This window comes from Rhodococcus sp. C26F (assembly GCF_053345925.1).
In genome coordinates, this window is sequence record NZ_JBKFBA010000012.1 from 56631 (window position 1) to 80254 (window position 23624).

The 23624-nt window shown below is 67.9% G+C and carries 21 protein-coding genes; 10 read left to right on the plus strand and 11 right to left on the minus strand.

The genetic code is table 11. The features are described 5' to 3' along the window. Nucleotides 1-2: 2 nt before the first annotated feature. The 7 genes from ACLBYD_RS15115 to ACLBYD_RS15145 are packed head-to-tail and all read left to right on the plus strand — an operon-like array spanning nt 3 to nt 6975. Nucleotides 3-1190, plus strand: a complete 1188-nt coding sequence (locus tag ACLBYD_RS15115; RefSeq protein ID WP_447817085.1) for a cytochrome P450 — start codon at nt 3-5, stop codon at nt 1188-1190. Further along, nucleotides 1183-1968 carry an SDR family oxidoreductase gene (locus tag ACLBYD_RS15120; RefSeq protein WP_039587646.1) on the plus strand — a complete coding sequence of 262 codons (786 nt, stop codon included), beginning with the start codon at nt 1183-1185 and terminating at the stop codon, nt 1966-1968. Before ACLBYD_RS15115 ends, ACLBYD_RS15120 begins: the two co-directional genes overlap by 8 nt. Then, entirely contained in the window at nt 1965-3353 is a 1389-nt protein-coding gene (locus ACLBYD_RS15125; protein ID WP_447817086.1) for a cytochrome P450, read from the plus strand. Before ACLBYD_RS15120 ends, ACLBYD_RS15125 begins: the two co-directional genes overlap by 4 nt. Nucleotides 3354-3360: 7 nt before the next feature. Then, nucleotides 3361-3555 carry a ferredoxin gene (locus ACLBYD_RS15130; protein ID WP_085469221.1) on the plus strand — a complete coding sequence of 65 codons (195 nt, stop codon included), beginning with the start codon at nt 3361-3363 and terminating at the stop codon, nt 3553-3555. Nucleotides 3556-3570: 15 nt separating this feature from the next. Further along, nucleotides 3571-4122 (plus strand): nuclear transport factor 2 family protein, encoded by a 552-nt coding sequence (locus tag ACLBYD_RS15135; RefSeq protein ID WP_006551754.1) that lies wholly within the window; start codon nt 3571-3573, stop codon nt 4120-4122. After that, entirely contained in the window at nt 4116-5375 is a 1260-nt protein-coding gene (locus ACLBYD_RS15140; protein ID WP_447817087.1) for a hypothetical protein, read from the plus strand. The genes ACLBYD_RS15135 and ACLBYD_RS15140 overlap by 7 nt, the downstream gene beginning before the upstream one ends. Nucleotides 5376-5397: 22 nt before the next feature. Beyond that, nucleotides 5398-6975, plus strand: a complete 1578-nt coding sequence (locus ACLBYD_RS15145) for a GMC oxidoreductase (protein ID WP_447817088.1) — start codon at nt 5398-5400, stop codon at nt 6973-6975. 49 nt (nt 6976-7024) lie between these two features. Here the strand turns inward: ACLBYD_RS15145 and ACLBYD_RS15150 are convergent, their stop codons facing one another. Further along, nucleotides 7025-8488: an FAD-dependent oxidoreductase gene (locus tag ACLBYD_RS15150; protein ID WP_447817089.1), complete on the minus strand. Its 1464-nt coding sequence runs from the start codon at nt 8486-8488 to the stop codon at nt 7025-7027. Nucleotides 8489-8511: 23 nt separating this feature from the next. Continuing rightward, entirely contained in the window at nt 8512-9357 is an 846-nt protein-coding gene (locus ACLBYD_RS15155) for an LLM class F420-dependent oxidoreductase (RefSeq protein WP_447817090.1), read from the minus strand. A gap of 163 nt (nt 9358-9520) precedes the next feature. Here ACLBYD_RS15155 and ACLBYD_RS15160 point away from each other — a divergent pair, with 163 nt between their 5' ends. Beyond that, entirely contained in the window at nt 9521-10204 is a 684-nt protein-coding gene (locus ACLBYD_RS15160) for a TetR family transcriptional regulator (RefSeq protein ID WP_447817091.1), read from the plus strand. Between the two features lie 47 nt (nt 10205-10251). On the opposite strand, the gene ACLBYD_RS15165 is transcribed toward ACLBYD_RS15160, so the two are convergent. The 6 genes from ACLBYD_RS15165 to ACLBYD_RS15190 form a co-directional block, all read right to left on the minus strand. Then, a complete protein-coding gene (locus ACLBYD_RS15165; RefSeq protein WP_447817092.1) occupies nt 10252-11079 on the minus strand; it encodes a hypothetical protein in 828 nt (275 codons plus the stop codon). Between the two features lie 169 nt (nt 11080-11248). Next, nucleotides 11249-11356, minus strand: coding sequence for a methionine/alanine import family NSS transporter small subunit (locus ACLBYD_RS15170; RefSeq protein WP_006551747.1), 108 nt, complete (start codon nt 11354-11356; stop codon nt 11249-11251). Beyond that, a complete protein-coding gene (locus tag ACLBYD_RS15175) occupies nt 11353-12978 on the minus strand; it encodes a sodium-dependent transporter (protein WP_447817093.1) in 1626 nt (541 codons plus the stop codon). Before ACLBYD_RS15175 ends, ACLBYD_RS15170 begins: the two co-directional genes overlap by 4 nt. A gap of 63 nt (nt 12979-13041) precedes the next feature. Further along, nucleotides 13042-14163 carry a lysylphosphatidylglycerol synthase transmembrane domain-containing protein gene (locus tag ACLBYD_RS15180; RefSeq protein WP_447817094.1) on the minus strand — a complete coding sequence of 374 codons (1122 nt, stop codon included), beginning with the start codon at nt 14161-14163 and terminating at the stop codon, nt 13042-13044. Continuing rightward, nucleotides 14164-15594 (minus strand): HAD-IB family hydrolase, encoded by a 1431-nt coding sequence (locus tag ACLBYD_RS15185; protein ID WP_447817095.1) that lies wholly within the window; start codon nt 15592-15594, stop codon nt 14164-14166. It abuts the gene before it with no gap. Continuing rightward, a complete protein-coding gene (locus ACLBYD_RS15190; protein ID WP_447817137.1) occupies nt 15591-17888 on the minus strand; it encodes a glycerol-3-phosphate 1-O-acyltransferase in 2298 nt (765 codons plus the stop codon). The genes ACLBYD_RS15185 and ACLBYD_RS15190 overlap by 4 nt, the downstream gene beginning before the upstream one ends. 315 nt (nt 17889-18203) lie before the next feature. On the opposite strand from ACLBYD_RS15190, the gene ACLBYD_RS15195 reads away from it, so the two are divergent. Then, entirely contained in the window at nt 18204-19715 is a 1512-nt protein-coding gene (locus ACLBYD_RS15195) for a bifunctional aminoglycoside phosphotransferase/ATP-binding protein (RefSeq protein WP_447817096.1), read from the plus strand. 70 nt (nt 19716-19785) lie between these two features. Here the strand turns inward: ACLBYD_RS15195 and ACLBYD_RS15200 are convergent, their stop codons facing one another. After that, complete coding sequence (locus tag ACLBYD_RS15200; protein ID WP_447817097.1) at nt 19786-20679, minus strand: universal stress protein; 894 nt, start codon at nt 20677-20679, stop codon at nt 19786-19788. 148 nt (nt 20680-20827) lie between these two features. Next, a complete protein-coding gene (locus ACLBYD_RS15205; RefSeq protein ID WP_447817098.1) occupies nt 20828-22360 on the minus strand; it encodes a CYTH and CHAD domain-containing protein in 1533 nt (510 codons plus the stop codon). A gap of 163 nt (nt 22361-22523) precedes the next feature. On the opposite strand from ACLBYD_RS15205, the gene ACLBYD_RS15210 reads away from it, so the two are divergent. Beyond that, nucleotides 22524-23069, plus strand: coding sequence for a flavodoxin domain-containing protein (locus ACLBYD_RS15210; RefSeq protein ID WP_338109888.1), 546 nt, complete (start codon nt 22524-22526; stop codon nt 23067-23069). Between the two features lie 46 nt (nt 23070-23115). Here ACLBYD_RS15210 and ACLBYD_RS15215 read toward each other — a convergent pair whose 3' ends face one another. Further along, nucleotides 23116-23622 carry an SRPBCC family protein gene (locus tag ACLBYD_RS15215; protein WP_060651943.1) on the minus strand — a complete coding sequence of 169 codons (507 nt, stop codon included), beginning with the start codon at nt 23620-23622 and terminating at the stop codon, nt 23116-23118. Between the last annotated feature and the right edge of the window lie 2 nt (nt 23623-23624).

The following is a 23624-nucleotide window of genomic DNA, read 5'->3' on the forward strand; positions in this document are numbered from 1 at the left end:
CCGTGATCTTCAACCCGTACGACTACGCCTTCCACGAAGATCCGTATCCCACCTACCGCCGCCTCCGTGAGGAGGACCCGGCCTACCACAACCCCGACCTCGGATTCTGGGCCCTGTCCCGCCACGCCGACGTCGTCGCGGCCTTCCGCGACAACACTCGCCTCTCGAGCGCCAACGGTGTCTCGCTCGATCCGTCCGCCTACGGGCCCAACGCCCACAAGGTGATGTCCTTCCTCGCGATGGACGACCCGCGGCACATGCGCATGCGCCGCCTCGTCTCCAAGGGGTTCACTCCGCGCCGCGTCGCCGACCTCGAGGAACGCATCCTCGAACTGACGCTGCGCTATCTCGAACCCGCTGTGGAGGCAGGGGAATTCGACTGGATCTCGGAGTTCGCGGGCAAGCTGCCCATGGACGTGATCTCCGAACTCATGGGTGTGCCCGAATCCGACCGCAGCGAGATCCGCCGTCTCGCCGATCTCGTCGTCCACCGCGAGGAGGGCGTGCTCGACGTGCCGGTCGCCGCGATGGAGGCGTCGCTGCACCTCGTCGGCTACTACGCCGACATGCTCGCCGAACGCCGGAAGAAGGAGACCTCCGACCTCACGTCGGCGTTGCTGGCAGCCGAGATCGACGGCGACCGGCTCACCGACGACGAGATCATCGGCTTCATGTTCCTCATGGTGGTCGCAGGAAACGAGACCACCACGAAACTGCTCGGCAACGCCCTCTACTGGGGCGCGCACAACAAGTCCGAGGTGGCGCAGGTCCTGCGCGACTCCGCTCGTGCACCGCAGTGGGTGGAGGAAACCCTCCGCTACGACACCTCGAGCCAGATCGTCGCCCGCACCGCCGTCACCGACATCGAACTGCACGACGCGACCATCCCGTCCGGCGACAAGGTCCTGCTGCTCATCGGCTCCGCCAATCGCGACTCCGATGTCTTCGACGCCGCCGACGACTTCCGCATCGGACGCGACAGCTCCCAGAAGATCGCCAGTTTCGGTGGGGGAGTGCATTTCTGCCTCGGCGCTCATCTCGCCCGCCTCGAGGCGAACATCGCGCTCGAACAGTTCGCCCGGCGCGTCGCCGACTACGAGATCGACGAGGACCGCTGCGAACGTGTCCATTCCACCAATGTCCGAGGCTTCGCGGCCCTTCCTGTAGAGGTCACCGAACGACATGCCTAGATTCGAACCCCATCCCGAACGCCGTCCCGCGCTGGTCGCCGGAGCCTCCTCCGGAATCGGTACCGCCACCGCCTACGCGCTCGCCGAGGCCGGGCACCCTGTCGCGCTCGGGGCGCGCCGCGTGGAGGAGTGCGCGGCGATCGCGGAGAAGATCCGCGGTGAGGGCGGCGAGGCCTTCGCCCACTTCCTCGACGTGTCGTCCACCGAATCCGTCGACGAGTTCGTCACCGCAGCGGAAGAGGCTCTCGGCGCCGCGGAGATCGTCGTCTCGGGAGCGGGCGACATGGATTTCGCGCTGCCCCACGAGATGGACCCCGACCGGTTCGCCTTCCAGGTCAACGTGCACCTGATGGGCACCCAACGCCTGGCCCATCGCGTGCTCCCCGGCATGATCGAACGCAAGCGCGGCGACTTCGTCGTGATCGGATCCGACTGTGCCGTGCTTCCCCGGCCCTGGATGGGTGCCTACAACGCCGCCAAGACCGGCCTCGAAGCGCTCGTCCGCGAGATGCGGATGGAACTCGAGGGTACGGGTGTTCGCGCGTCGGTCGTGCGCCCCGGACCGACGCAGACCGGTGCCGGCATGACCGCGCCGGCGGAGGTGCTCGAACCGATGCTCGAAGACTGGGGCACATGGGGTTTCGCCCGACATCCCTACTTCCTTCGTGCATCCGACATCGCCGCGGCCGCGCTCTCGGTCGTCTCGGCCCCCCGCGGCGCCCACATCGTGCTCATCGAGGTTCAACCCGAAGCACCCCTGCGGAAGGACAATTCATGACCACACTCGTCGAGCCCCGGCGTGTGTCCGGCGGCGAACACGAACACGGCCACCTCGAGGAACTGCGCACCGATCCCATTGCGCTCATGCGCCGGGTGCGTGAGGAGTGCGGCGACGTCGGAGTCTTCCAGCTCGCCGACAAGAAGGTCGTACTCCTCTCCGGTGCGGAGGCCAACGAGTTCTTCTTCCGTGCCGCAGACGAGGATCTCGATCAGCAGGCCGCCTATCCGTTCATGAAGCCGGTCTTCGGTGAGGGCGTCGTCTTCGACGCCAGCCCCGAGCGCCGCAAGGAGATGCTGCACAATTCGGCGCTGCGCGGCGAACAGATGCGCGGCCACGCCGCGACCATCGACCGCGAGGTGCAGGACACGATCGCCGGCTGGGGCGACGAAGGCGAGATCGACCTGCTCGAGTTCTTCGCCGAGCTGACCATCTACACGTCGTCGGCCTGCCTGATCGGCAAGAAGTTCCGCAACCAGCTCGACGGACGGTTCGCCCACCTCTACCATGACCTCGAAAAAGGAACCGACGCACTGGCATTCGTCGATCCTTACGCGCCGATCGAGAGTTTCCGACGACGCGACGAGGCTCGCCGCGGGCTCGTGGCGCTCGTGCAGGAGATCATGGACGGGCGAATCACGAACCCGCCGCAGGGCAAGGAGGACCGCGACATGCTCGACGTCCTCGTCTCGATCAAGGACGAGGACGGCAAGGAGCGGTTCAGTGCCGACGAGATCACCGGCATCTTCATCTCGATGATGTTCGCCGGTCACCACACCACCTCCGGCACGGCGGCCTGGGCGCTCATCGAACTGCTGCGCAACCCCGAGTACATGCAGCAGGTCACCGCCGAACTCGACGTCCTGTACTCCGACGGCGAGGGCGTGAGCTTTCATGCGCTGCGGCAGATCCCGGTGCTCGAGGCGGTACTCAAGGAGACCCTGCGGCTGCACCCGCCGCTGATCCTGCTTCTTCGGATCGCGCGCGACGACTTCGAGGTCGCCGGATACCGGATCTCGGAAGGTGATCTCGTGGGTGCAACACCGGCGATCTCCAACCGGATCCCGGAGGACTTCCCGGATCCCGACGCCTTCGATCCCGGCCGCTACATCGATCCCAACCAGGAGGACATCGTCAACCGGTGGACCTGGATCCCGTTCGGGGCGGGGCGGCACCGCTGTGTGGGAGCGGCGTTCGCGCTCATGCAACTGAAGGCGATATTCTCGGTTCTGCTGCGCGACTTCGAGTTCGAACTGTCCCAGCCGCCCGATACCTACCGCAACGACCACTCGAAGATGGTGGTCCAGCTCGAACAGCCGTGTGCTGTGCGGTACCGGCGTCGCACCCGCGCGGCATCCGGCACCGGCACGGCAACGCAGGAGTGAGGTTCGGATGAGGATCGAAGCAGATCTCGATCTGTGTCAGGGACACGCGATGTGCTCGATGGAAGCCCCGGACGTCTTCACCGTCGCCAAACGGGGTGAGGTGGAGATCCTCCTCGACCCCGTGCCGGAGGAGATGCACGCCGACGTACGAGCAGCTGTGAAGTACTGCCCCACCCAAGCCCTTCGCATCGTCGAAGACTGAGGACCAGGAGACAGGATGGCCACGTTCGATCGTGCCGAGCTCGACGAGATGATCACCCGCTGGGTCGACGCCAACAAACGCGCCGAAGCCGAAGGCGACTGGAAGCCTTTGGCCGACCTGTACACCGAGGACGCCACCTACGGCTGGAACTACGGTCCGAAGGACGAGTTCATGGCCGTGGGCCGCGAGGAGATCCGCGACCTCGCATTGGGCCAGGAGATGGACGGGCTCGAAGGCTGGCAGTATCCCTACCAGCAGTTCGTCGTCGACGAACGCTCCGGCGACGTGATCGGCTTCTGGAAGCAGATCGCCGACGCGACCCGCGAGAACGGCGAGCACTACTCCGTGCACGGCATCGGCGGGAGCTGGTTCCGGTACGGCGGCAACTTCCAGTGGTCGTGGCAGCGCGACTTCTTCGACTTCGGCAACGTCTCGCACCTGTTCCTCGAGATGATCACGGCGGATGCGCTGTCCGACGGCATGCAGAAGCGGATCGAGCGATCGACGGGGAAGAAGCGTCTTCCCGGCTGGTACCGGGTCGGCGAGTCGCCGGTTCCGTTGTGGTGACCGGCGTGGACACCGGCGGATCGTTCGCCGCGCTCTCCCGCACCGACCTCGCCGTGCTCGTCCCCGAACTGTTGCTGTGCGGTCAGCTCATCGACCGTTCGGGGATGGCGCATCTGATCTCGGCATTCGGTCGGGAGGGCATGGCGGAGGTGGCCATCGAGGAATGGCAGGCGTCGTCGCCGTGGTACACGTGCCGCATGCAGCGTGCCCTGAAGTTCGAGGGCGACGACGTCGTCACCATCTTCAAGGGCATGCAACTCGATATCGGGGCGCCCCCGCAGTTCATGGACTTCCGCTATCGCGTCGACGACCGCGACCACGGCGAGTTCTGGCTCGACCACTGCGGGGCGCTGATGGACGTCGAGCCGCTCGGCGACGCCTACGTGACCGCGATGTGCCACGACATCGAGGACCCGACCTTCGACGCCACCGCGCTCGCCACCAATCCACACGCCCGGGTGCGGCCGATTCATCGGCCGCCCCGCGCGCCGGCCGATCGGCACCCGCACTGCGCGTGGACGGTCACCATCGACCCCTCGTACGAACCACCGGCTGTCGCACCTCATACCGAAGCGCTCGGCCGGACCGCGGCCGTGGCACTCGAGCTGAGCCCGATCGACCGCGACGGCGAAGGGAGACACGACTATTCGGGTCCCCTCCTCGCAGACCTCCGGTTCGACGAGTTCTCGAAGTCCGCCCTGGTACGCATCGCCGAGGAGGTGTGCCTGCAGCATCACCTGCTCGCTCTCGGCTTCCTCATGAGTGTGCGCAAGCGAACCGACGAGCAGTCCGCGATCGAGCTGACCCGCAAGCAGCTCACGGGTATCGCCGGCATCACGTCCGAGCGCATCCGTACCGCGCTGGGATTGCCGCGCTCGTTCGCCGGCCTGTCCGCGGTGCTCGACGTACACCCGATGCTGGCACCGGACCGGTATGTCGATCGGGCGATCTGTTTCGACGACGACGCGCTGGGTCTCCGGATCAACCGGCGAGGTGGCGCCTTCGACGACGGGTCCTGGCCCACCTTGATCGACCCCGAACACCTCGGTCCGCTCGACGCTCTGGTGCGCGGTGTGGACCCGCACTTCACCACCCGCCTGGTCTCCGCGACCGAAGAGGCCCTCGTCGTCGAGGTGTTCCGTGCCGAATGCCCGGCGAACGAGTGCGACGAGGTCGCCATCACGCGCTTCAGCACGGGTTCGTCCTTCGTCTTCGAAGATCGGGGAATCCCACTCCCGCTCACGGTTGTCTGACCACGCTCCAGGAGAGCCGTTCGTGAATACTGCGCTGTCCCGCCGTACCTTCCTGCGGGGAACCGTCGTCGGCGGTGCGGCCGTTGCCGCGTTGTCGTTGTCCCCGATCCCACGCGCACGCGCCGAGGTCACCGAGGAGCGCCATCGGGCGGTCGTCGTGGGCAGCGGATTCGGCGGTGCGATCACCGCGTTGCATCTCGGCCGGGCCGGTGTGCAGACGCTGGTCCTCGAACGGGGCATCCGCTGGCCCACGGGACCGAATGCCGAGACGTTCCCTCACATGCTGCAACCGGACCGGCGGATGTCGTGGTTGTCGTCCGCCCCGGTGATGACCGGTACTCCGCCGATCCCGACCGAACCGTTCACCGGGCTCATCGAACGGGTTCCGGGGAACGGCATGGACGTCATGTGCGGCGCGGGGGTCGGCGGGAGTTCGCTGGCCTATCACGGCATGACCGTGCAGCCCGACGGGCAGCGATTCTCCGATTCGGTGTCCTCGCGTATCGACTACGATCTGCTGGCCTCCGACCACTACCGGCGGGTGGCGCGGATGCTGCAGGTCGCGACCATCCCGGACGATCTGCTCGACCACGATCGGTACCGGTCCTCACGCCAGTTCCTGGATCGCGCAGGCTCGGAGGGCTACGAGACGTTCAGGGTGCCGATGTGCATCGACTGGGACTTCGCGCGACGGGAGCTGACCGGGGAACTGAAACCGTCCTACACGACGGGCGACGTCATCTACGGAGTCAACAACGGCGGTAAGTTCTCGGTCGACGTCACCTATCTCGCCGAAGCCGAACGCACGGGGCACGTCACGGTCGCGCCGCTGCACCGGGTCGGCGACATCGAGCGCGCTCCGGACGGCACCTGGATCGTGCACGTCGACCGGATCCACACGGACGGAAAGGTTCTCGAACGCAAGCGGATCCTCGCACAGTCGCTGTTCCTCGGTGCCGGATCGGCCGGCACGACACGTCTCCTCGTGAAGGCGAAGACGAAGGGGTTCGTCCCCGATCTTCCCGACGGCGTCGGAACGGGATGGGGCAACAACGGCGACCGAGTGTTCGCCGTGACGAGTCCGCTCGTCAGCCCCGGCGACCATCAGGGCGGCCCCGCCTGTGTGGGTATGCGCGACTACACCGATCCCGCCGGACCGTTGATGATCGTCACCGGCCCGGTGCCGTTCCCCGTCGATGTGGGAACGACCACGATGATCGGTCTGGGGATCGTCGACGGCCGAGGAGTCTGGCACTACGACGCCGGCCGCGACGATGCGGTCCTGAACTGGGATCAGGCCTACGACCGGGAACTCACCCGCGCGATCGAGGCCCGCATCCGGCGGATCGCGGGACCGGCCTCGATCGTCATCGACATCAACGCCGTCGACATCAACACCTTCCATCCGCTCGGGGGTGCACCGTTCGGGGCGGTGTGCGACGACGCCGGTCGCGTGCACGGCCAGCCCGGCCTGTATGTGGTGGACGGCGCGAAGATCCCGGGATCGACCGGGGCGTGCAATCCGTCGATGACGATCGCGGCACTCGCCGAGTACGGCGCCGATCGGATCGTCTCACGCGACCTGGATCGCGTGTTCTGACCTGACGGGTGGTTCCGGTGGCTCGGCCGCCGGAACCACCCGTTCGGTCTCAGCCCTTCGCGGCCGACAGACCGGCGCGGCGACCGAAGAAGCTTCCGTCGCCCAGCGAGGTGCCGCTCGCATAACCCCACGCGCACACACCCGACGTGCAGCGACCCGCGGCGAACAGGCCGGGGATCGGATCGCCGGACACGTGCAGCACCTCCGAATTCACCGAGGTGCGCAGACCGCCGAGCGTGAAACCTGCTGTGCAGTTACGGAGATCGAGCGCGGCGATCGGGCTGCCGATGGGCTTGACCCACTCGCTCTTCTTGCCCAGCACCGGATCGCTGCCGTTCTCCGCGTGCCTGTTGTAGACCTCGACGGTCGCCTGCAACGTCCCGGCAGGCAGCTCCATGTCGGATTCGAGTTCGGCGACGGTCTCCGCGACCCACTTCGGACGGAACCGGAAGAAGGGCGTCGAACTCGTTGCCGCACAACCCTCCTCGTATGCCTGTTCGTCGATGATCAGATAGGCCTGGTTGTCGTTCTTCAGCAGCGTGAGCTGACCGATACGGCCCGGATAGGTGTCCTCGGGGACGTACCGCTGACCGCGGCCGTTGACGAGGATGCCGCGGGCCATCAACTGCGGGTCGCCGAAGAAGGCGACCTCGGTGGCGTCCATGTGCGCGAGATCGGCGCCGAGCGCCTGCGCCATGCGGATCGCGCGGCCGTCGTGCTCCTCGATCGCCGCACCCGGGCGACCGCTGAGCTGCGGCGCGTACGACTCCACCATCTCCTTGTTGTACGCGAAACTGCCGGTCGCGAGGACGACGCCACGGCGGGCCCGGATGTGGACGTCCTTGCCGTACTGCTTGGCCGTCAGGCCCACGACGCGCCCGTCGCCGTCGACGATCAACCGCTGCACCCGCACGTCGTATTCGGCACGCACACCGAGGCTTTCGGCGACCTGGGAGAGCGGCTGCATGAGCATGTACCCGCCACCCTTCTCGCCGGTCCGCTTGTCGGTCATCTGCGGGACGTGGCCGCGCGGGGCGGGCGTCGCGATCTCGTTGAAGGGCGCGGAGTTCTCGCCGCCGGAATACATCAGGCCGTCGTCACCGGGGATCTCCCACCCGGGTTCGCCCCAGAAGCTCTCCTTGAACACCACACCGTTGTCCACGAGCCACTCGTAGTGTTCGACGCTGCCCTCGCAGTACTCGGTGATCTTCGCTTCGTCGGCGCCCGGCCCGAGCGCGGCGAGCATGAACGCCTTCATGTTCTCGGGCGTGTCGTCGAATCCGAGGGCCTTCTGCAGCGGGGTGCCGCCGCCGAGGTAGACGATGCCGCCCGACAGTGAGGCCGCACCGCCCCAACCGCCGGTCCGCTCGAGCACGAGCACGTCGGCACCCGCGCGGGCGGCCTCGACGGACGCCGAGACACCGGCGATGCCGTAACCGGCGACGACGACGTCGGCTTCGTGGTCCCAGGTGGAGACGCTGTCGGCGGGAAGGGGGTGGAGATCGGTGCTCATCGGGGTCCGTTCGGGGTCGGTGATCAGTGGTCGAGTTTCGAGGCGAGTCGGTCGATGTACGCGACGACGTCGTCCTGGGCGCGGTCGGGCAGACCGAAGATCACCTCGGTGACCCCGGCGTCCTCCCAGATCTTCAGTTGTTCGGCGTCGTGACGGCCTGCCAGAGCGAGGATCTCGGGAGTTCCGGCACGACCGGCGTCGGCCCAGACCTTGTGGAGACGGGCGACGTTGTCGACGACGTTGTTCTCCGTGGGGGTGGTGATCCAGCCGTCGGCGTGGCGGACGATCCAGTCGAAGTTGCGGTCGGTGGAACCGGCGCCGAGGAAGATCGGGGGCCGTGGTTGCTGCACGGGTTTCGGCCACGCCCAGCTCGGTCCGAACGCGACGAAGTCCCCCTCGTAGGAGGCCTCGTCCTCGGTCCACAGCGCCTGCATCGCTTCGAGATATTGGCGCATGGCGGTGCGCTTCTTCTTCGGCGGTACGCCGTGGTCGGCGAGTTCCTCTGCGTTCCAACCGAATCCGACACCGAAGTTCACCCGGCCGCCGGAGAGGTGATCGAGGCTCGCGATGGTCTTGGCGAGCGTGATGGGGTCGTGCTCGAGGGGCAGTGCGACGGAGGTGCCCAGCTTGATCGTCGACGTCACCGCGGCTGCGAGCCCCAGCGCCACCCACGGATCGAGGGTGCGCATGTAACGGTCGTCGGGAAGGGTCTCGTTGCCCGTTCCCGGATGCGCGGATTCGCGGCGGATCGGGATGTGGGTGTGTTCGGGCACGTAGAAACTGTCGAAACCGCGACTCTCCGCGGTCGAGGCAGCGACTTCGGGCCGGATTCCCCGGTCGCTCGTGAACAGGGTGATTCCGTGGCGCACAACAGCCCCTCTCCAGACGGTGACGGAGAAAATGTAACGCGTTCTACATCCGGAGGGAAGAGATTTCCGGACACCTGTCCGGTTGTGGCCGGTCGGCGGTACGAAAAGGCAGGCGCCCCACGCTGAACTATCCTCGAAACGGGCATGAATGGAAGGTGGCGTGATGACGGAGCAGTCGACGACGGAGACCGCGGGCGAGGAGTCGGCGTCGACGCAGGCCTCGCGACCGGCCCTCGGGTCCACCCGGTCGCCCGGTGCGGGCCTGCGGCCGGCGCAGCGGGCGCGGTACATGCGGATCATCGCCTCCGCCGAGGAGCTCGCCTCCGAGGGTGGATACGACGCCGTGCAGATGCGGGCGGTCGCAGACCGATCCGGTGTCGCTCTCGGCACGGTCTACCGCTACTTCCCCTCGAAGAACCACCTGCTCGTCGTGGCGCTCGTACTCGAATTCGAGACCGCCGCCGAAGCCGTGACCACCGTGGAGATCCCGGGCGACAGTGCCGCCGAGCGCCTCATGGGGGTGCTGCGCGGGGTGATGCCGCGTCTGTCCGAGAACCCGCTGCGCTACGACGCGCTCATCCGGGCGGCGATGTTCGCCGACGCGTCCTCGGCGCCCGAACTCGACCGTCTCGGTGAGGTGCTCACGCGCCTGTTCGCGCAGGCGGCGGGCATCGACATCGTCACCGAAGAGGTGCTCAACGCCGTGCGGATCATCGCCGACGTGTGGATGTCGGCGCTGGTCGCCTGGGTGGCGGGCCGGCAGTCGGTCGACGATGTGCTCGCGCACATGGACACCGCCGTCACGCTCGTGTTCGACCGGCTGAACCGACTGCAGCGGGCGAGCTGACGCCCACCCGCTGCAGTTCTGGGCTCCACTCGGGAGCTCTGGTTCGATCAGGCCGGCACGTCCACGATGCCGATCGTGGGCAGGAAGAAGCACTGCGCGTCGCCGTTGCGGACGTTGCCGAAGACGGCCGAGAGCACGGTGCCCGACCCCGTCTCCACCGGCGCGACCCGCACGCCACCCAGCGGCAGGGTGTCGGCGATGAAGGTCGTGATGGCCTGCTCGACGATGCCGCGGGCCTGCACAGGAAGGCCGGCCGGAATGGCTCCCGCCGCGGTCTCCTCCGGCGTGCCCATCGGGACGAAGCCGCCCTGGAAGGTGTTGACGTTGAACCACGCGAGCTGGATGCCCGAGGTGTCGGCGTCCTCCTCGAGGCCGACGGGGACGAACGCGAAGAGCGTCTCACCGGGCGAGACGACGTTCAGGGTGCCCGGCAGCGGCGACAGGCTGCGGTTCGGCCACGGCCCGGGCAGAGCACCCGCAACGGCGGGCACAGTGCCCAGCGGCAGGTCGCCGTCGGCCGTGCAGAACGGTGCGCCGGTGGGGTAGAGGAACGGTTCGACGCCGAGGCGACGCAGGAACTCCATGCCGTCCTCGTAGGCGCCGAGCGGTGTCGCTTCGGCCGCGTCGACAGCGCTTCCGCGTGCGTTCGCGATCGCTTCGGCAGCAGCGAGAGTCGTGGGATCGACGCCGGGCAGCGCGCGGAGGGCCTCGAGCGAGCTCACGAGCGGGCTCGTGGCGGGCGCTTCCGCCGGTGCTGCCGGCTCCGCGGGTACGGGTTCGGCGCCGGCAACGGTGGGAAGCGCCAGACCTGCGGCGACGGTCAGGGCTGCGGCGGCCGAGATGCGACGCATCCGATTGCGGTGTCTGCGGCTCATATGGGGTTCTCCTCCTGTGGGTCGTGACACCCGGACGGGCTCTACCTAACTCTAAAGTAGAGGTTTAGAGTACGACCGCTCAAGGAGACCACAAGGGCGGCGCTCCGGCCAGAGCGCCGCCCCGTGGTGTTACCGAACCGACACCCATGTGGGTCGGTTGTGCGGATGATCAATCCGGATCGTCCGGATGCTTACGCAGATGCAGGATGCTCAGCAGGAGACCGCCCCACAGCGTGACGAGGGCGAGAATCATCATGGCGACGGCCGCTGTGCTCATCGGGTACCTCCGGTGGACGAGTCGGGTCCGGGTGAGGGATCACCGGACGAAGCAGGCGCCTGAGCGGATGCGAGCGGACGGTTCTCGTCCAGCTCGTATTCCTCGTCGATTCCCCTGCGCCAGGGGATGAACGTCAGGAGGACGGCGAGGATGATCACGCCGGCCTGCACGCTCCATCCGAACGCCGTGACCAGGCTGTCGGGAAGACCGCCGTAGCCGTCGCGGACACGGTCGCGGATCTCGCTGAACAGCATGTAGCCGAGTACGAGCGGGGTGATGATGCCCGTGAACACCATCCAGCCCGTGCCGACCTTGAACGACGACACCGAGTTGAGGTGGTCGCGGAGTTCGGGCAGACGGCGGTAGATCCACGCGACCACCACGAGCGCCACGAAGGCGACACCGACGATGCCGAACTGGTTCGCGAAGCGGTCCACCACATCGAGGGTGTTCAGGCCGGTGGTGGTGGGGAAGAGCAGCAGCGACACGATCGCCGACACACCGCCGATGGCGAGTACCGCCGGCACCCGGCCGAGGCCCGTCTTGTCCTGGAAGGCCGAGACGGTCACCTGGATGATGCTGATCATCGACGTGAACCCGGCGAAGACCAGCGAGCCGAAGAACAGCACACCGAAGAGCGGGCCGCCGGGCATCTCCGAGACGATCGTCGGGAAGGCGATGAAGGCGAGGCCGATACCGCCCGCGACCACCTCACCGACTTCGACACCCTGCGCCTGGGCCATGAAGCCGAGCGCGGAGAAGACACCGATGCCGGCGAGCACCTCGAAGCTCGAGTTCGAGAACCCGACCACGAGACCCGAACCGGTGAGGTTCGTCTTGCGCTTCAGGTACGACGCGTAGGTCACCATGATGCCGAAGGCGACGGACAGCGAGAAGAAGATCTGCGCGTACGCCGCGATCCACACCCCGGTGTCGGTCAGCGCCGACCAGTTCGGGGTGAAGAACGCATCGAGACCGGTGGTCGCGCCGTCGAGGGTCAGCGACCGGACGACGAGCGCACCGAACAACAGGACCAGCAACGGCACGAAGAACCGGTTGGCGTTGCCGATACCGCGCTGGACGCCGAGGGCGAGCACCGCGAGCGTCGCCATCCAGACCAGCAGCAGCGTCCACGCGACGCCCGGCACGAAGCTCAGGCCGAAGGTCGCATCGGTGTCCTGGTTCAGGAACGAACTCATGAAGAAGCCTTCGGGGTCGTCGCCCCAGGCCTCGGTGATCGAGAAGAAGGTGTATCGCGCGGCCCAGGCCACGATCACCGCGTAGTACACGCCGATGACGAAGCACACCAGCACCTGCCACCAGCCGATGAACTCGGCGCCGCGGCGCAGTCTGCGGAAGGCCAGCGGCGGCGATCCGCGGAACTTGTGCCCGATCGCGTAGTCGACCAGGAGAAGGGGGATACCCGCGGTCAGCAGCGCGACCAGATACGGGATCAGGAATGCGCCACCACCGTTCTCGTAAGCGATGTACGGGAAGCGCCAGATGTTGCCGAGTCCGACCGCCGAGCCGATTGCGGCCATGATGAACACCGACCGGCCCGACCAGACCTCCCGTTTACGTGTGACCTCGTGCTGTGCCACGGACCTCGTCCCTCCATTCATTCGGATGGAGGACAACGCTAGCGCCCCGACCGGCGCGCGGGCGATCTTTTCGGGTCGGCGCCTTCAGTCGTCGTCCCAGAGCCGCAGGTCCGGGGGAGTCTCGTCCTCGTCCCCCTCCTCGCCGACGTTCCGGTAGCGGAATGCGAAGACGATCCAGCCGACGGCAGCGACGAGCACGAAACTGATCAGCCGGTAGACGACCACCGCCGACAGGGCCTGCGCGCCGGTCATGCCGGAGGCGGTGAGCGCCGGGACCAGCACGGCGTCCATGACACCCAGACCGGCGGGGAGTAGCGGGATGGCACGGCTGGTGGCGGTTCCGGCCGCGTAGGCGACGGCGATACCGGCCAGGCTCGGCGCGCCACCGACCGCGTATGCGGCGAACGCCAGGCACGCACCGTCGCACACCCAGTTGCTCAGCGACCAGCCGAACGCGCGGGCCGCATGCGGACGATCGAGTTGCACCGCGCTCAACTGGCCGACGATCTTCCGCCACGCCCGCGCACCCGCCTGCTCGGGCTTCTTCCGCAAACGGTTCAGGCTCCGCAGGGCGATCAGGCCGATCGATTCGAACGAACCCGGATTGCCGGCCGCGTACTGGATGAGCACGACCAGCAGCAGCAGACCGCCGATCGAGAAGATCAGCGAGAACGGGTTGTTGCTGGCGCCGACGAGCAGAGCGCCGACGAGGCCCAGCAGTGCGAGTCCGGCGGCCTGCAGGAGACCGGCCATGACCAGCTGCCAGGTCGCCACCACCGGGGGTGCGCCCCAGTGCCGCATCTGCCGATAGGTGAAGGTCGTCCCGACCACCGGTCCACCCGGCAGCGTCACGCTCATGGAGTTCGCCGCGAGGGCCACCGAAAGCGATTGCCATTGCGAGACCTTCACGCCCGCCGCGGACAGCAGCGCCCGCTGCACCCGCGCGAAGGTCGACATCTCCGCCATCGACGCGAACACCGCCGCCGCGACCCAGCCCCAGTGGAGATGCCCGAGGCCGCGGACGCTGTCGGACAGCTCCGGCCACACGAGCACGATCTCGACGGTGAGCACCACGACGAGCAGAGCGCCGACGATCCACTTGAGATACCGGCGTCGCTTCGGGGTGAGCGGCCCGTTCTCACCGTGCGGGCTCTCGTCGGGTCCGTCGTCGTCCGGCTCCTCGGGTGTCACGGTCTCGTTCGTCATCTATTCGGTGGGCCAGCTCGACAGCGTGCGGCGGTAGAGGTCCTCGACCTCGGCGATGTGCTTGCCGAGGTTCTCGCGCGACCAGCCGCTCACGTCGATCGGTTCGAGCACCGCCACGTCGACGGTGCCCGACCGCAGCAGGGTCGAGTGCTTCCACAGGATCTCGCCGGCGTTGCGGATCACGACCGGAACGATCGGGACGCCGGCCTGCATCGCGATGTGGAAGGCGCCCTTCTTGAACCTGCCGATCGCCGGGGTCAGTGAGCGCGTGCCCTCGGGGGCGATGACGATCGACGTCCCCTCGCGGAGGGTGTCGACGACGGGTCCGAGCGCCGCGACCGCCCGCTCGGTGTTCGTGCGGTCGACGAAGGTGGCGCCGACGAACCGCAGGAGCGGCCCGAACAGCGGGTCGTTGGCCATCTCCTTCTTCGTCACGCCCGTGAAGTCCTGCCTCAGGACCTTGGCCAGCACCACCGGGTCGAGCTGACTCTGGTGGTTGAAGATGAACACCGCCGGCCGGGCGGCCCACGCATTCGCTTCCCCGACGATGCGTACGTCCACTCCGGCCAGGGCCAGGGAGACCTCGGTGCCGATGCTGATGATCGAGTCCAGCGCGGTCTTGCGGCTGCGGTTGATCAGACCGAGACCGAGGCCCGTCCACACCGAGCCGAACATTCCGCCGTAGGCGGCGGCGGTGCGGACGAGTTCGCGGGCGCCCGGCGTACCGCGCGGCCGGAACCGCATGATCGGCCAGTCGCGTTCGATGGCGAATCGGGTGAGAGTGCGATCGGGATTCGTGGCTGTGGGGTTGCCGGCGACGGCCAGGAACTCCACGTCCTCACCACCGTTGGAATAGGTGTAGCTGGCCTCGGCGTCGATGCCGTGTGTCTCGACGAAATTGCGTGCCGCCTCCGCTTTGCCGCTGCGCCACAACGATTTCCCGTCGACCCGTCCGGTGAGCACACCGTTCTCGACCTCGAGCGGGGTGAACAGGATGTGCTCGACGCCCAGCGCGTCCCCGGCGGCCTGGATCTGGTAGCGGGACGCCGACGAGGCGATCACCACCGTGTGGCCCGCGTTCTGGTGCGCGCCGATGAGTTGCCACGCCTCCGGATAGAGGTGTCCGGCGATCGTCGTCATGAACAGCCGGCGGCCGATCTCGTAGAGCTCGTCCTCGGTGTGACCGCGCCACGCCTTGAAGGCGATCGCGACGAAGCGTTCGAAGTCCTCCTCGGTCTCCGTCCCGCGGATCCCGTTGATCATCGTCGCGGCCAGTTCGGATGCGGAGACCTTCCCGGCGAGCACCCGGTCGCGGAAGAAGTGGACACCGGAGAAGCCGTGCACGATGGTGCCGTCGAAATCGAAGAAGGCCGCCACCTCGGGTCCCTGCGGACCCGTGCGCACCCGTTCGAGGGCCTGCTCGAGGTTCACCGTTCCACCTTTCTGTTCGACACGTCGAGCGACTCGGCCAGCGCGACCCGCTGGGCCAACTCCGACAGCTCCGTTGCGAATGCCTTCCTGCGCTCGCGGACGGTCTCGGGGTCCTCGTCGTGGTCGAGCAATCCTCGATTGCGCGCCAGGTCGAGCGCGGACGCGAACAACTCCGACGACACCGATTCCGGCCCGTACAGGCGGCGCTGCAGCAGCATCTGCCGGCCCACCGCCACACACTCCGACAGGAAGGCGGCGCGGTCGACCTCGAGCTCCGGATCCCGGACGGCGAGGCGCTCGGCGACGACGAGCTGCGCGTCGAAGAACGATCGCAGCGTGCGGTGCGACATGAAGAAGCCGGTCTCGACGAGACCGGTCAGAGCTTCGTCCTTCGTCGGCAGCGTGTCGCCCCAGGACGGGACGAGCCAGGCGAGCTCGTCGCGCATCTGGGTCTCGTAGGTGTCTCGGTCGGGGAAGAAGAACTCGAACTTCAGCAGGTCGCGTAGGTTCTTCGCCTCCTCCCACGCCACCCGGGCTGGATCGTCGCCGGGATTGGCGTGCGCGTAGAGGATGGCCAGCTCCATGATCGACCGGTTGACGAACCAGTGCACGCCGCTGTTGCGGTAGAACGCCGCGACGAGATGCTGACCCGGCTGGATCGAGTAGACCGGTTCCTCCCCGCCGGCGTAGGTGGTGACCACCCCCGCGTGGGTGAGCGACGAGAGCACGTCCTCGAGCCCACCCTCGACGTCGAGGATGTGGAGCCCGCCCTGCGGGACACCGCGGCGATCGAGATAACGGCGGACAGGTGCGATCACGGCCCGCACCTCCTCGAGCGTCAGCGAGCGGTCGCGCACACCGAGCAGGGCCAGGGTGACCAGGCAGTTCACCGTCACCGGAGTGTTGCAGTTGATGCCGACCGCGACTTCGAAGGCGACCTTCTGCAGCGCCTTGCGGCGCAGCACCTGTATCTCCTCGGAATCCGTCGGCGCCGCGGACGGGTCGGCTGCCAGCGCCGGGGCGGTCAGGTCCGGATCCCCACCGGCGACCAGCAGTTCGCGCATCGACACGGGATCGCCGAACCGCACGTACACGTTCCCGGCCCGCTTGCGCTGATTGCGGGCGTAGCGCACCAGCCATCCCAGGCCTTCGGGTTTCTTCGTCGCGCCGGTCTGTTCGGCGGCGACCGCCGCGACCTCGGCGAGTCCCTCGTAGGTGATCGAGACCGGCACCAGCATCGCGTCCTCGACGCGTCCGCCGCGGATCGCGTTGGCGACGTAGCTGAGCAGTCCGTAGCGCGGGGCCCGGAGCTTGCCGGTGCGGGTCCGGCCGCCCTCGAAGTACCACTCGAGGTTGAACCGCTTGCTCAGCAGGAACGCGAAGTACTCCTCGAGCGCGGCCTTGTAGACGTCGTCGTCTGCGAAGCTGCGCCGGATGAACACCGTGCCGGTGCGGCGGGCGACGGGACCGATCGGCCAGAAGGTGAGGTTGGCCCCGCCCATGATGTGGTTGCCGGGGAAGTCGTTCGCCGCCAGGATGTCGCCCAACACGAAGGCATCGGCGTAGGACCGGTGCGAGGGCAGGAAGACCAGGGAGTACCGGCGGTTGGACTCGCGCAGTGCGCGCAGACCGGCCTCGTCGGCGTGCACGGTCCATGCCGACGAGTGCAGCGGCCGCATCGCCTGCGTGAACAGGTCGGTGACCAGTCGTGACTGCACGGCCACGAGTTCGTCGAGCGAACTGCGCGCCCGCGACTCGACCTCGGCGCGCGAGAGGCCGTGCTCGGCGGCGATCTCGTCGAGACGGCGCCGGAAGATCGGCGAGTCCATGATCTGGGCGGCGACGAGCCGCGGGACCTTGTAGCGGTCGCCGATCACCGCTCGCTCCGCGCGTTCGAGCGCGACGACGGCGCGACGGGTCACGTACCGCGCGAGTGCCCCGTCGTCGCCGTCACCGCCCTCCACCCTGAGCGCGTCCCGCAGTTCGGACAGGCGGGCCGGTTGCGCGACGACGATCCGGTAGCGGTCGGCACCCTTGCGCACGAGCCATTTCTGCAGCAGCAGATTCGGATTGCGCGGGTTCGTGAGGGCGAGGACGTCGGAGAACCGGACACGCCGCGCACCGTCGCGCTCTGCCGGGAGCCACACGACCCGCACGGGCAGGATCAGCGGATCGTCGGTGCGGGTCACGAGCTCCTCGGTGAGCACCCGTGAGTCGAGGTCGAGCGACTCGGGGCGGGTCGGCGTGCGGTACTCGGCGGGAAGCTCGTCCGAGCGCAGCCACTCCTCGATCATCGTCCGTTCGAGAGCCGTCGTGTACGCGACGACCGCCACCGTGGGTCCGTCGTCCGCCCGCACGGTGTCGTCTCCTCGTACCCGGCTCGGTTGATCGTTTCTCATCTCACCCCGTCCAGAAGTCGCCCCGGTGTGAAAGCTACCTGTCGCGGCCGGTTCGTTCGGGCGATCCGGACGAGAACGCACACACTGTGCGGATGCACCGGTGGGCGCTGTGCAGATGCACCGGTGGGCGCTGTGCAGATGCACCGGTGGGCGCTGTGCAGATGCACCGGGGGAGTGTCTGAACGACAATGTGGTGGACGAGAGGACTCGGTGGGAGCCGCCGACGACAGGGAGGGCGCAGTGACCACAGGTGCCGGACCGGAGGGTGTCGGCTACGCGGGGGTGAGGGAGACGCATTCGTCGGTGGTCTTCTTCGTCGGCGACCGCGTGCACAAGCTGAAGAAGCCGCTCGACCTGGGCTTCCTCGACAACCGCACGCGTGAGGCCCGTGAACGGATCTGCCACCGGGAGGTGGAGCTCAACCGGCGTCTCGCACCGGACGTCTATCTGGGTGTCGCGGACGTTCACGGCCCGGACGGACAGTTGTGCGAGCACCTCGTCGAAATGGTGCGGCTGCCCGACGACCGGCGCCTGGCCGCGGCGGTCCGCCGAGGTGAGGACGTGTCGGCGGTGATCGACGAGGTGGCACGGCAGGTCGCCGCCCTGCACGCCTCCTCGCCGCACGGTCCCGAGATCGACCGGTGTGCCTCCGCGGATTTCGTCGCCGAGCTGTGGGATCTCAGTCTCGACCATCTCGGCCGGCTGGAGGTGGGAGCGGATCGTTCCGGGGCGTTGGCGCGGATCCGGGAGTCCGTGCACCGTTACCTCGCCGGCCGGACGGTGCTGTTCGACGAACGCATCGCGGCGGGCCGGGCCGTGGACGGACACGGCGACCTGCTCGCCGACGACATCTTCTGTCTCGACGACGGTCCGCGCATCATCGACTGCCTCGAGTTCGACGACGAGTTGCGCTACGGCGACGCAGTACTCGATCTCGCCTTCCTCGCAATGGATCTCGAACGTCTCGGTGCCGAACCCGCAGCACGGCGGTTGCTCGAGCAATACGGTGAGGTCTCGGGCGATCACCCGCCCTCCTCTCTCGTGCACCACTACATCGCCTATCGAGCGTTGGTGCGCGCGAAGGTGACCGCCCTGCGCTACGAGCAGGGTGATGCAGCGGCGCGGGAAACGGCGACCGGTTTCGTCGAGCTGCTCGAGGGACATCTCGACCGGGGACGCGTGCGCATGGTGCTCGTCGGTGGTGTCTCCGCGACCGGCAAGACGACACTGTCGCGCACGGTCGGTGCGTATCTCGGAGCGGATGTATTGCGCAGCGACGTCGTCCGCAAGGAGTTGGCGGGTCTGCAACCCACCGACCGCACCGGCGACGGTACGGATGCCGGTCTGTACGCACCGGCGCATTCGGAGACGACCTACCGCGAACTGCTGCGCCGTGCCGAGACCGCTCTCGCCCGGGGACGATCCGTCGTGCTGGACGCGACCTGGTTGTCGTCCGGGCAGCGCGACGCGGCCCGCAAGGTCGCGGACGGTGCTGCCGTGGACGTGATCGAGATCGAGTGCCGTGCCGACAAGAGAATCCTGTTGCGACGGATGGCATCCCGAGCCGAGCGCGGCGACGATGCCTCCGATGCGACCCCCGCCGTGCTCGAACAGCAACTCCGTCGGCGGGATCCGTGGCCGGAGGCAGCGGCGATCGATACGGGTGTCGAGACCGTCGACGCGGCGCGGCTGGAGAGCGTGCTCGGTCCGGCGCCCTGGTGATCGCGCCCCGAGAACAGCGAACGGGGATCGCTTCGTCGAAGCGATCCCCGTCGCCCCGGAACGGTCGGTTCTAGACCTTGCGGGCGATGAGCACCGGGCACGGAGCCTTGTGCAGCAGGTTCTGGCTCGTGGATCCGAGCAGGGCGGCGCGGAACTGGCCACGTCCGTGGCTTCCGACTGCGACGAGCTGGGCGTCGTCGAGGTGCGCGAGCAGGACCTTCGAGGCCGGGCCCCGGTCGATCACACGCTCGACGGTGACCTCGGGGTGGCGATCACTCCAGCCGGCCAGCGTCTCGGCGAGAACCGCGGTCTCCGAGGTCTCCACGGCATCCCAATCGACCAGTGCGGCCGTGGCGCCGACACCGAGTGCGGCGTCACCGAGCCAGGAGTGCACTGCCCGGAGCGGAACCCCGAGGGCCGACGCGAGATTGAACGCGTGAGTGACTGCGGCAGCGGACAATTCGCTGCCGTCCACACCGACGACGATCGGCCGGGAATCGGGCAGCGGAGAATCGGTGTTGCCGCGCCACACGACCACCGGGCAGGGCGCATGGTTCGCGACGCGCAGAACGGTGGAGCCGAGCAGGAAGTTCTCCAGCGCACCCGCACCGGTGGCGCCCATGACGACCAGGCGTGCGTCCTCGGCGGCCTCGAGCAGCGACTTGGCTGCGGGACCGGGACCGATGAAGCTGCTGATCTCGAGCTCGGGGTGATCTGCGCGGACTCGCTCGGCGGCGTCGGCGAGGAGCTTCTTGCCGTCCTCCTCGAGCTGCTGGATCATCTGCGACTGCACCAGCACTGCGGCCTCGCTGTAGAAGATGCCCTCCGGGGGCATCGAGTGCACGAGGTGGAGGGGTGCTCCGATGCGCGACGCGACGGCTCCGGCCCACCGCGCTGCCGCTACAGCCGTTTCGGAGCCGTCGACGCCTGCGACGACTGCCTTGCGGGTGGTCGGTGTGCTCATCGATGTCTCCTTCTCGTTGCGACGCGCGGCTTCCCGCGCGCAGGTCGGCCCGAGGCCACGTTACCGCCACGAAGCGGCCGTGACCCGGTGTCGACGATCTTCATGATCCCCGATCGGGGAGGCCCCGACCAGAGCCTTCCGGCCTCGATCAGGTCCACAATCGGCGGGCGGAGCGGTAGGCCTTCCGCCATCCGCTGTCCAGATGTGCGGCCTGCGCGTCGCCGATCTCGGTCTCGATCCGGAACAGGATCCCGAGCCCGAAACTGGTCTCGGCGGTGTGGCCCTGCTCGGAGAGCATGTCCAGGAGGTGTTCCCGCGCCACGACCGAGTCCTGGAATTCACCGAGCAGATCCTGGAAGTCGTCGAACCGGTCGAGGATCCGTCCGGAACGCTTCGGATGCAGCGGCGCGATCACCTCGATGGCGTACCGCATCCGTTTGGCGCCCTTGCGTGCCCGGTGCATCAGCGCGTCGCGCTCCGCCGGGTTCTCGGCGTCGCCGACCCTGTCGACGCGGCGCGAGACCTTCTTCGACAGCGCTGCGACCGCGCGCAACAGTTCCTTCCGTGCCACCTTCGGCCGTGCCCCCGCCGCTTCTGTGGCGGGCGCGATGTCGGTGATCGCCGCGTCGAGGCGGGTGAGCAGCCCGACGTACCGGTCCGAGTCCAGTGTGTCGACTGCTTCGAGGCGGGCGGCCTCCGACCGTGCCGAGAAGTACTCGTCGATACGGGCTCTCGTCGCTTCCCGGTGCGATTCGACCGGGATGTCGGCCACGCGATCCGCGAGCCGTTCCCATTGGACCTCGAGATCACGTGACGGGCTGAGACGTCTTCCGAGCCAACGGAGTTCGTCGACGAGATCGTGATCCACGACGATCTCGTCGGAATAGGTCTGCAGTGCGCTGCGCAGACGCCGCGCGGCCTTGCGCATGCTGTGCACCGCGTCGGGTGCGTCGCGGCGGACGGCGATGTCGGACAACCCCAGGGTGTGCAGTTCGCTCGAGAGATAGTCGCGTATCGGGATCAGGCCCTTCGCGATCGGCGGGCGGGCGGGGATCAGGTCGCCGAGCACGCGGTGGAGCTTCGACGGGCTCTCCGAACGGGTGATCCCGACGGTCGCGAAGCGTTCCTCGAGTGCTGTGAGGAATCGGCCGATCGTCTTGTCGCCGAGGGTGGAATTCCACTCGACCTCGATCTCCTTCCAGCGGATCTCGGATCCGTCGGCGCTGCGCACGGCGTCGACGTCGTCGACCACCACCTCCGCGACGAAGCCGCCGTCGGACGACCGGAGCCGGTGCCGATGTCGTCGGGTCACGAGCAGAGCGGCCAGGCTCAACGGGGCGCCACGGCGGATGCCGCGCAACAGGGACCCGAGGTCTGCGGGAACGTCCTCGGCCGAGTCGTCGCCGAGGGGGAAGTGCAGTTCGGTGCGGGTGTCGACACCGGAGGGCAGTTTGAGATGCCATCCCGCGTCGTCGCCGCCCTCGCGCCTGCGGAGCGTGATCTTCGAGNNNNGCAGGCGCAGGTCGGCGGTGTCGTAGTACTGGGCCGACAACTCGAACCGGTCGACGTCGATCGTATCGACGGACGGCAGTCCCGTCAGGTCCGGAAGCGGCCGGTCGCCGGTGGCGGAGTACTTGCGTTCCGCCTCCTCCGCGACGGTCGCCGACGATGTGCTGGGCATCCATCTGCTCCTCTCGGTGCGCGTTGCCTCCACCTTGCCACGCGGTCCGATATGAGGGGATTCGTCCGACTGTGATCTGCCGATACCGGGCAAAGGGCACTTCGGCCCTGGTCAAGGCCCGGTTCCGGGGTGATCATGGTTCGACGCGGGTCCGGAGGTAGTGATGAAGGTTCTTGTTTCGGTGGCCAGTCGGCACGGTTCGACCGCGGAGATCGCGACAGCGCTGGCCGCGTCGATGCGCCACCACGGCGCGCAGGTCGACGTGAACGCGCCCGAGCACGTCGACGAGGTCGACGCGTACGACGTCGTGGTGCTCGGCAGCGCCGTCTACCGCAGTCGCTGGCTGCGCAGCGCGCGGGAGTTCTCCGACCGGCACGCGGCCGAACTGCGCGAACGCGACGTCTACCTGTTCTCGTCGGGTCCCGTCGCCTCGGGCGGGAGGTCGGTGAACACGTGCTACGACGCGTGCGCCGTCGCCGAACGCATCGAGGCCGTCGAACATCGCACCTTCCCGGGGAAGCTCGATCCGGCGGTGCTCGGCACCGGCGAACGGATGGTCGTCAGGATGGTCGGCGCCCCTTCCGGTGACTTCCGGGACTGGGACGCGATCGGTGCCTGGGGTGCGCGCATCGTGGCGCGCACGACCGCGCGGGAGCGCGACCTCGACGGCGTCGGTTCGGCTCCCGCGCGACGTGGGGCGCGCCGCTAGGCGGATATTCCACCCGGGCGATCGGCCCGACTTCCGAGCCGGGCGATCAGCCCGAGCTGCCCTGATAGTGCGTGCTCAGTTCGGCTGCGCGGTCCCAGATCGACCAGTCGACCGGGCGTTCCTCCAATTGGGCCTCGACCACCTCGAACCCGGCGTGCCAGGCGGCGCCGTGTGCAAGGGCGTCCTCCTCGTCGTCGGTGGTGTGGGTGAGGGTGAGCCAGCACCCGCCGGAGCCGTCCGGAGTGAGTTCCCAGTGCAGAACGTCGGTGTCCCAGAGGTATTCCAGGATCCGTGCGGGCCGCACCGTGAGGACACTGCCCATGGTGGTGTGCCCTTCCGGCAGGCCGAAACGGCGGGTCTGTTCCTGTGTCGAGCGGAATTCGAGTGTGGCGCCGGGTGTGAGCTCGAACTCGACGTCGGCAGGGAACCAGGCGCGGAGATGTTGCGGATCGGTCAGGACCCGCCACACTCTCTCCGGCGGGTGGGGGAACGAGCGTTCGAACCGCAGGGCCACCCGCCCGTCATAGGTACGCGAGATGCTGCCGATTTCCATGG

Coding starts and splice junctions, on each gene's coding strand:
- ACLBYD_RS15125 (WP_447817086.1), top strand. CDS start 1,965: ATGACCACACTCGTCGAGCCCCGGCGTGTGTCCGGCGGCGAACACGAA.
- ACLBYD_RS15170 (WP_006551747.1), bottom strand. CDS start 11,356: ATGAGCACAGCGGCCGTCGCCATGATGATTCTCGCCCTCGTCACGCTG.
- ACLBYD_RS15180 (WP_447817094.1), bottom strand. CDS start 14,163: ATGACGAACGAGACCGTGACACCCGAGGAGCCGGACGACGACGGACCC.
- ACLBYD_RS15150 (WP_447817089.1), bottom strand. CDS start 8,488: ATGAGCACCGATCTCCACCCCCTTCCCGCCGACAGCGTCTCCACCTGG.
- ACLBYD_RS15130 (WP_085469221.1), top strand. CDS start 3,361: ATGAGGATCGAAGCAGATCTCGATCTGTGTCAGGGACACGCGATGTGC.
- ACLBYD_RS15165 (WP_447817092.1), bottom strand. CDS start 11,079: ATGAGCCGCAGACACCGCAATCGGATGCGTCGCATCTCGGCCGCCGCA.
- ACLBYD_RS15200 (WP_447817097.1), bottom strand. CDS start 20,679: ATGAGCACACCGACCACCCGCAAGGCAGTCGTCGCAGGCGTCGACGGC.
- ACLBYD_RS15190 (WP_447817137.1), bottom strand. CDS start 17,888: ATGATCGAGGAGTGGCTGCGCTCGGACGAGCTTCCCGCCGAGTACCGC.
- ACLBYD_RS15175 (WP_447817093.1), bottom strand. CDS start 12,978: ATGAATGGAGGGACGAGGTCCGTGGCACAGCACGAGGTCACACGTAAA.
- ACLBYD_RS15135 (WP_006551754.1), top strand. CDS start 3,571: ATGGCCACGTTCGATCGTGCCGAGCTCGACGAGATGATCACCCGCTGG.
- ACLBYD_RS15160 (WP_447817091.1), top strand. CDS start 9,521: ATGACGGAGCAGTCGACGACGGAGACCGCGGGCGAGGAGTCGGCGTCG.
- ACLBYD_RS15120 (WP_039587646.1), top strand. CDS start 1,183: ATGCCTAGATTCGAACCCCATCCCGAACGCCGTCCCGCGCTGGTCGCC.
- ACLBYD_RS15210 (WP_338109888.1), top strand. CDS start 22,524: ATGAAGGTTCTTGTTTCGGTGGCCAGTCGGCACGGTTCGACCGCGGAG.
- ACLBYD_RS15215 (WP_060651943.1), bottom strand. CDS start 23,622: ATGGAAATCGGCAGCATCTCGCGTACCTATGACGGGCGGGTGGCCCTG.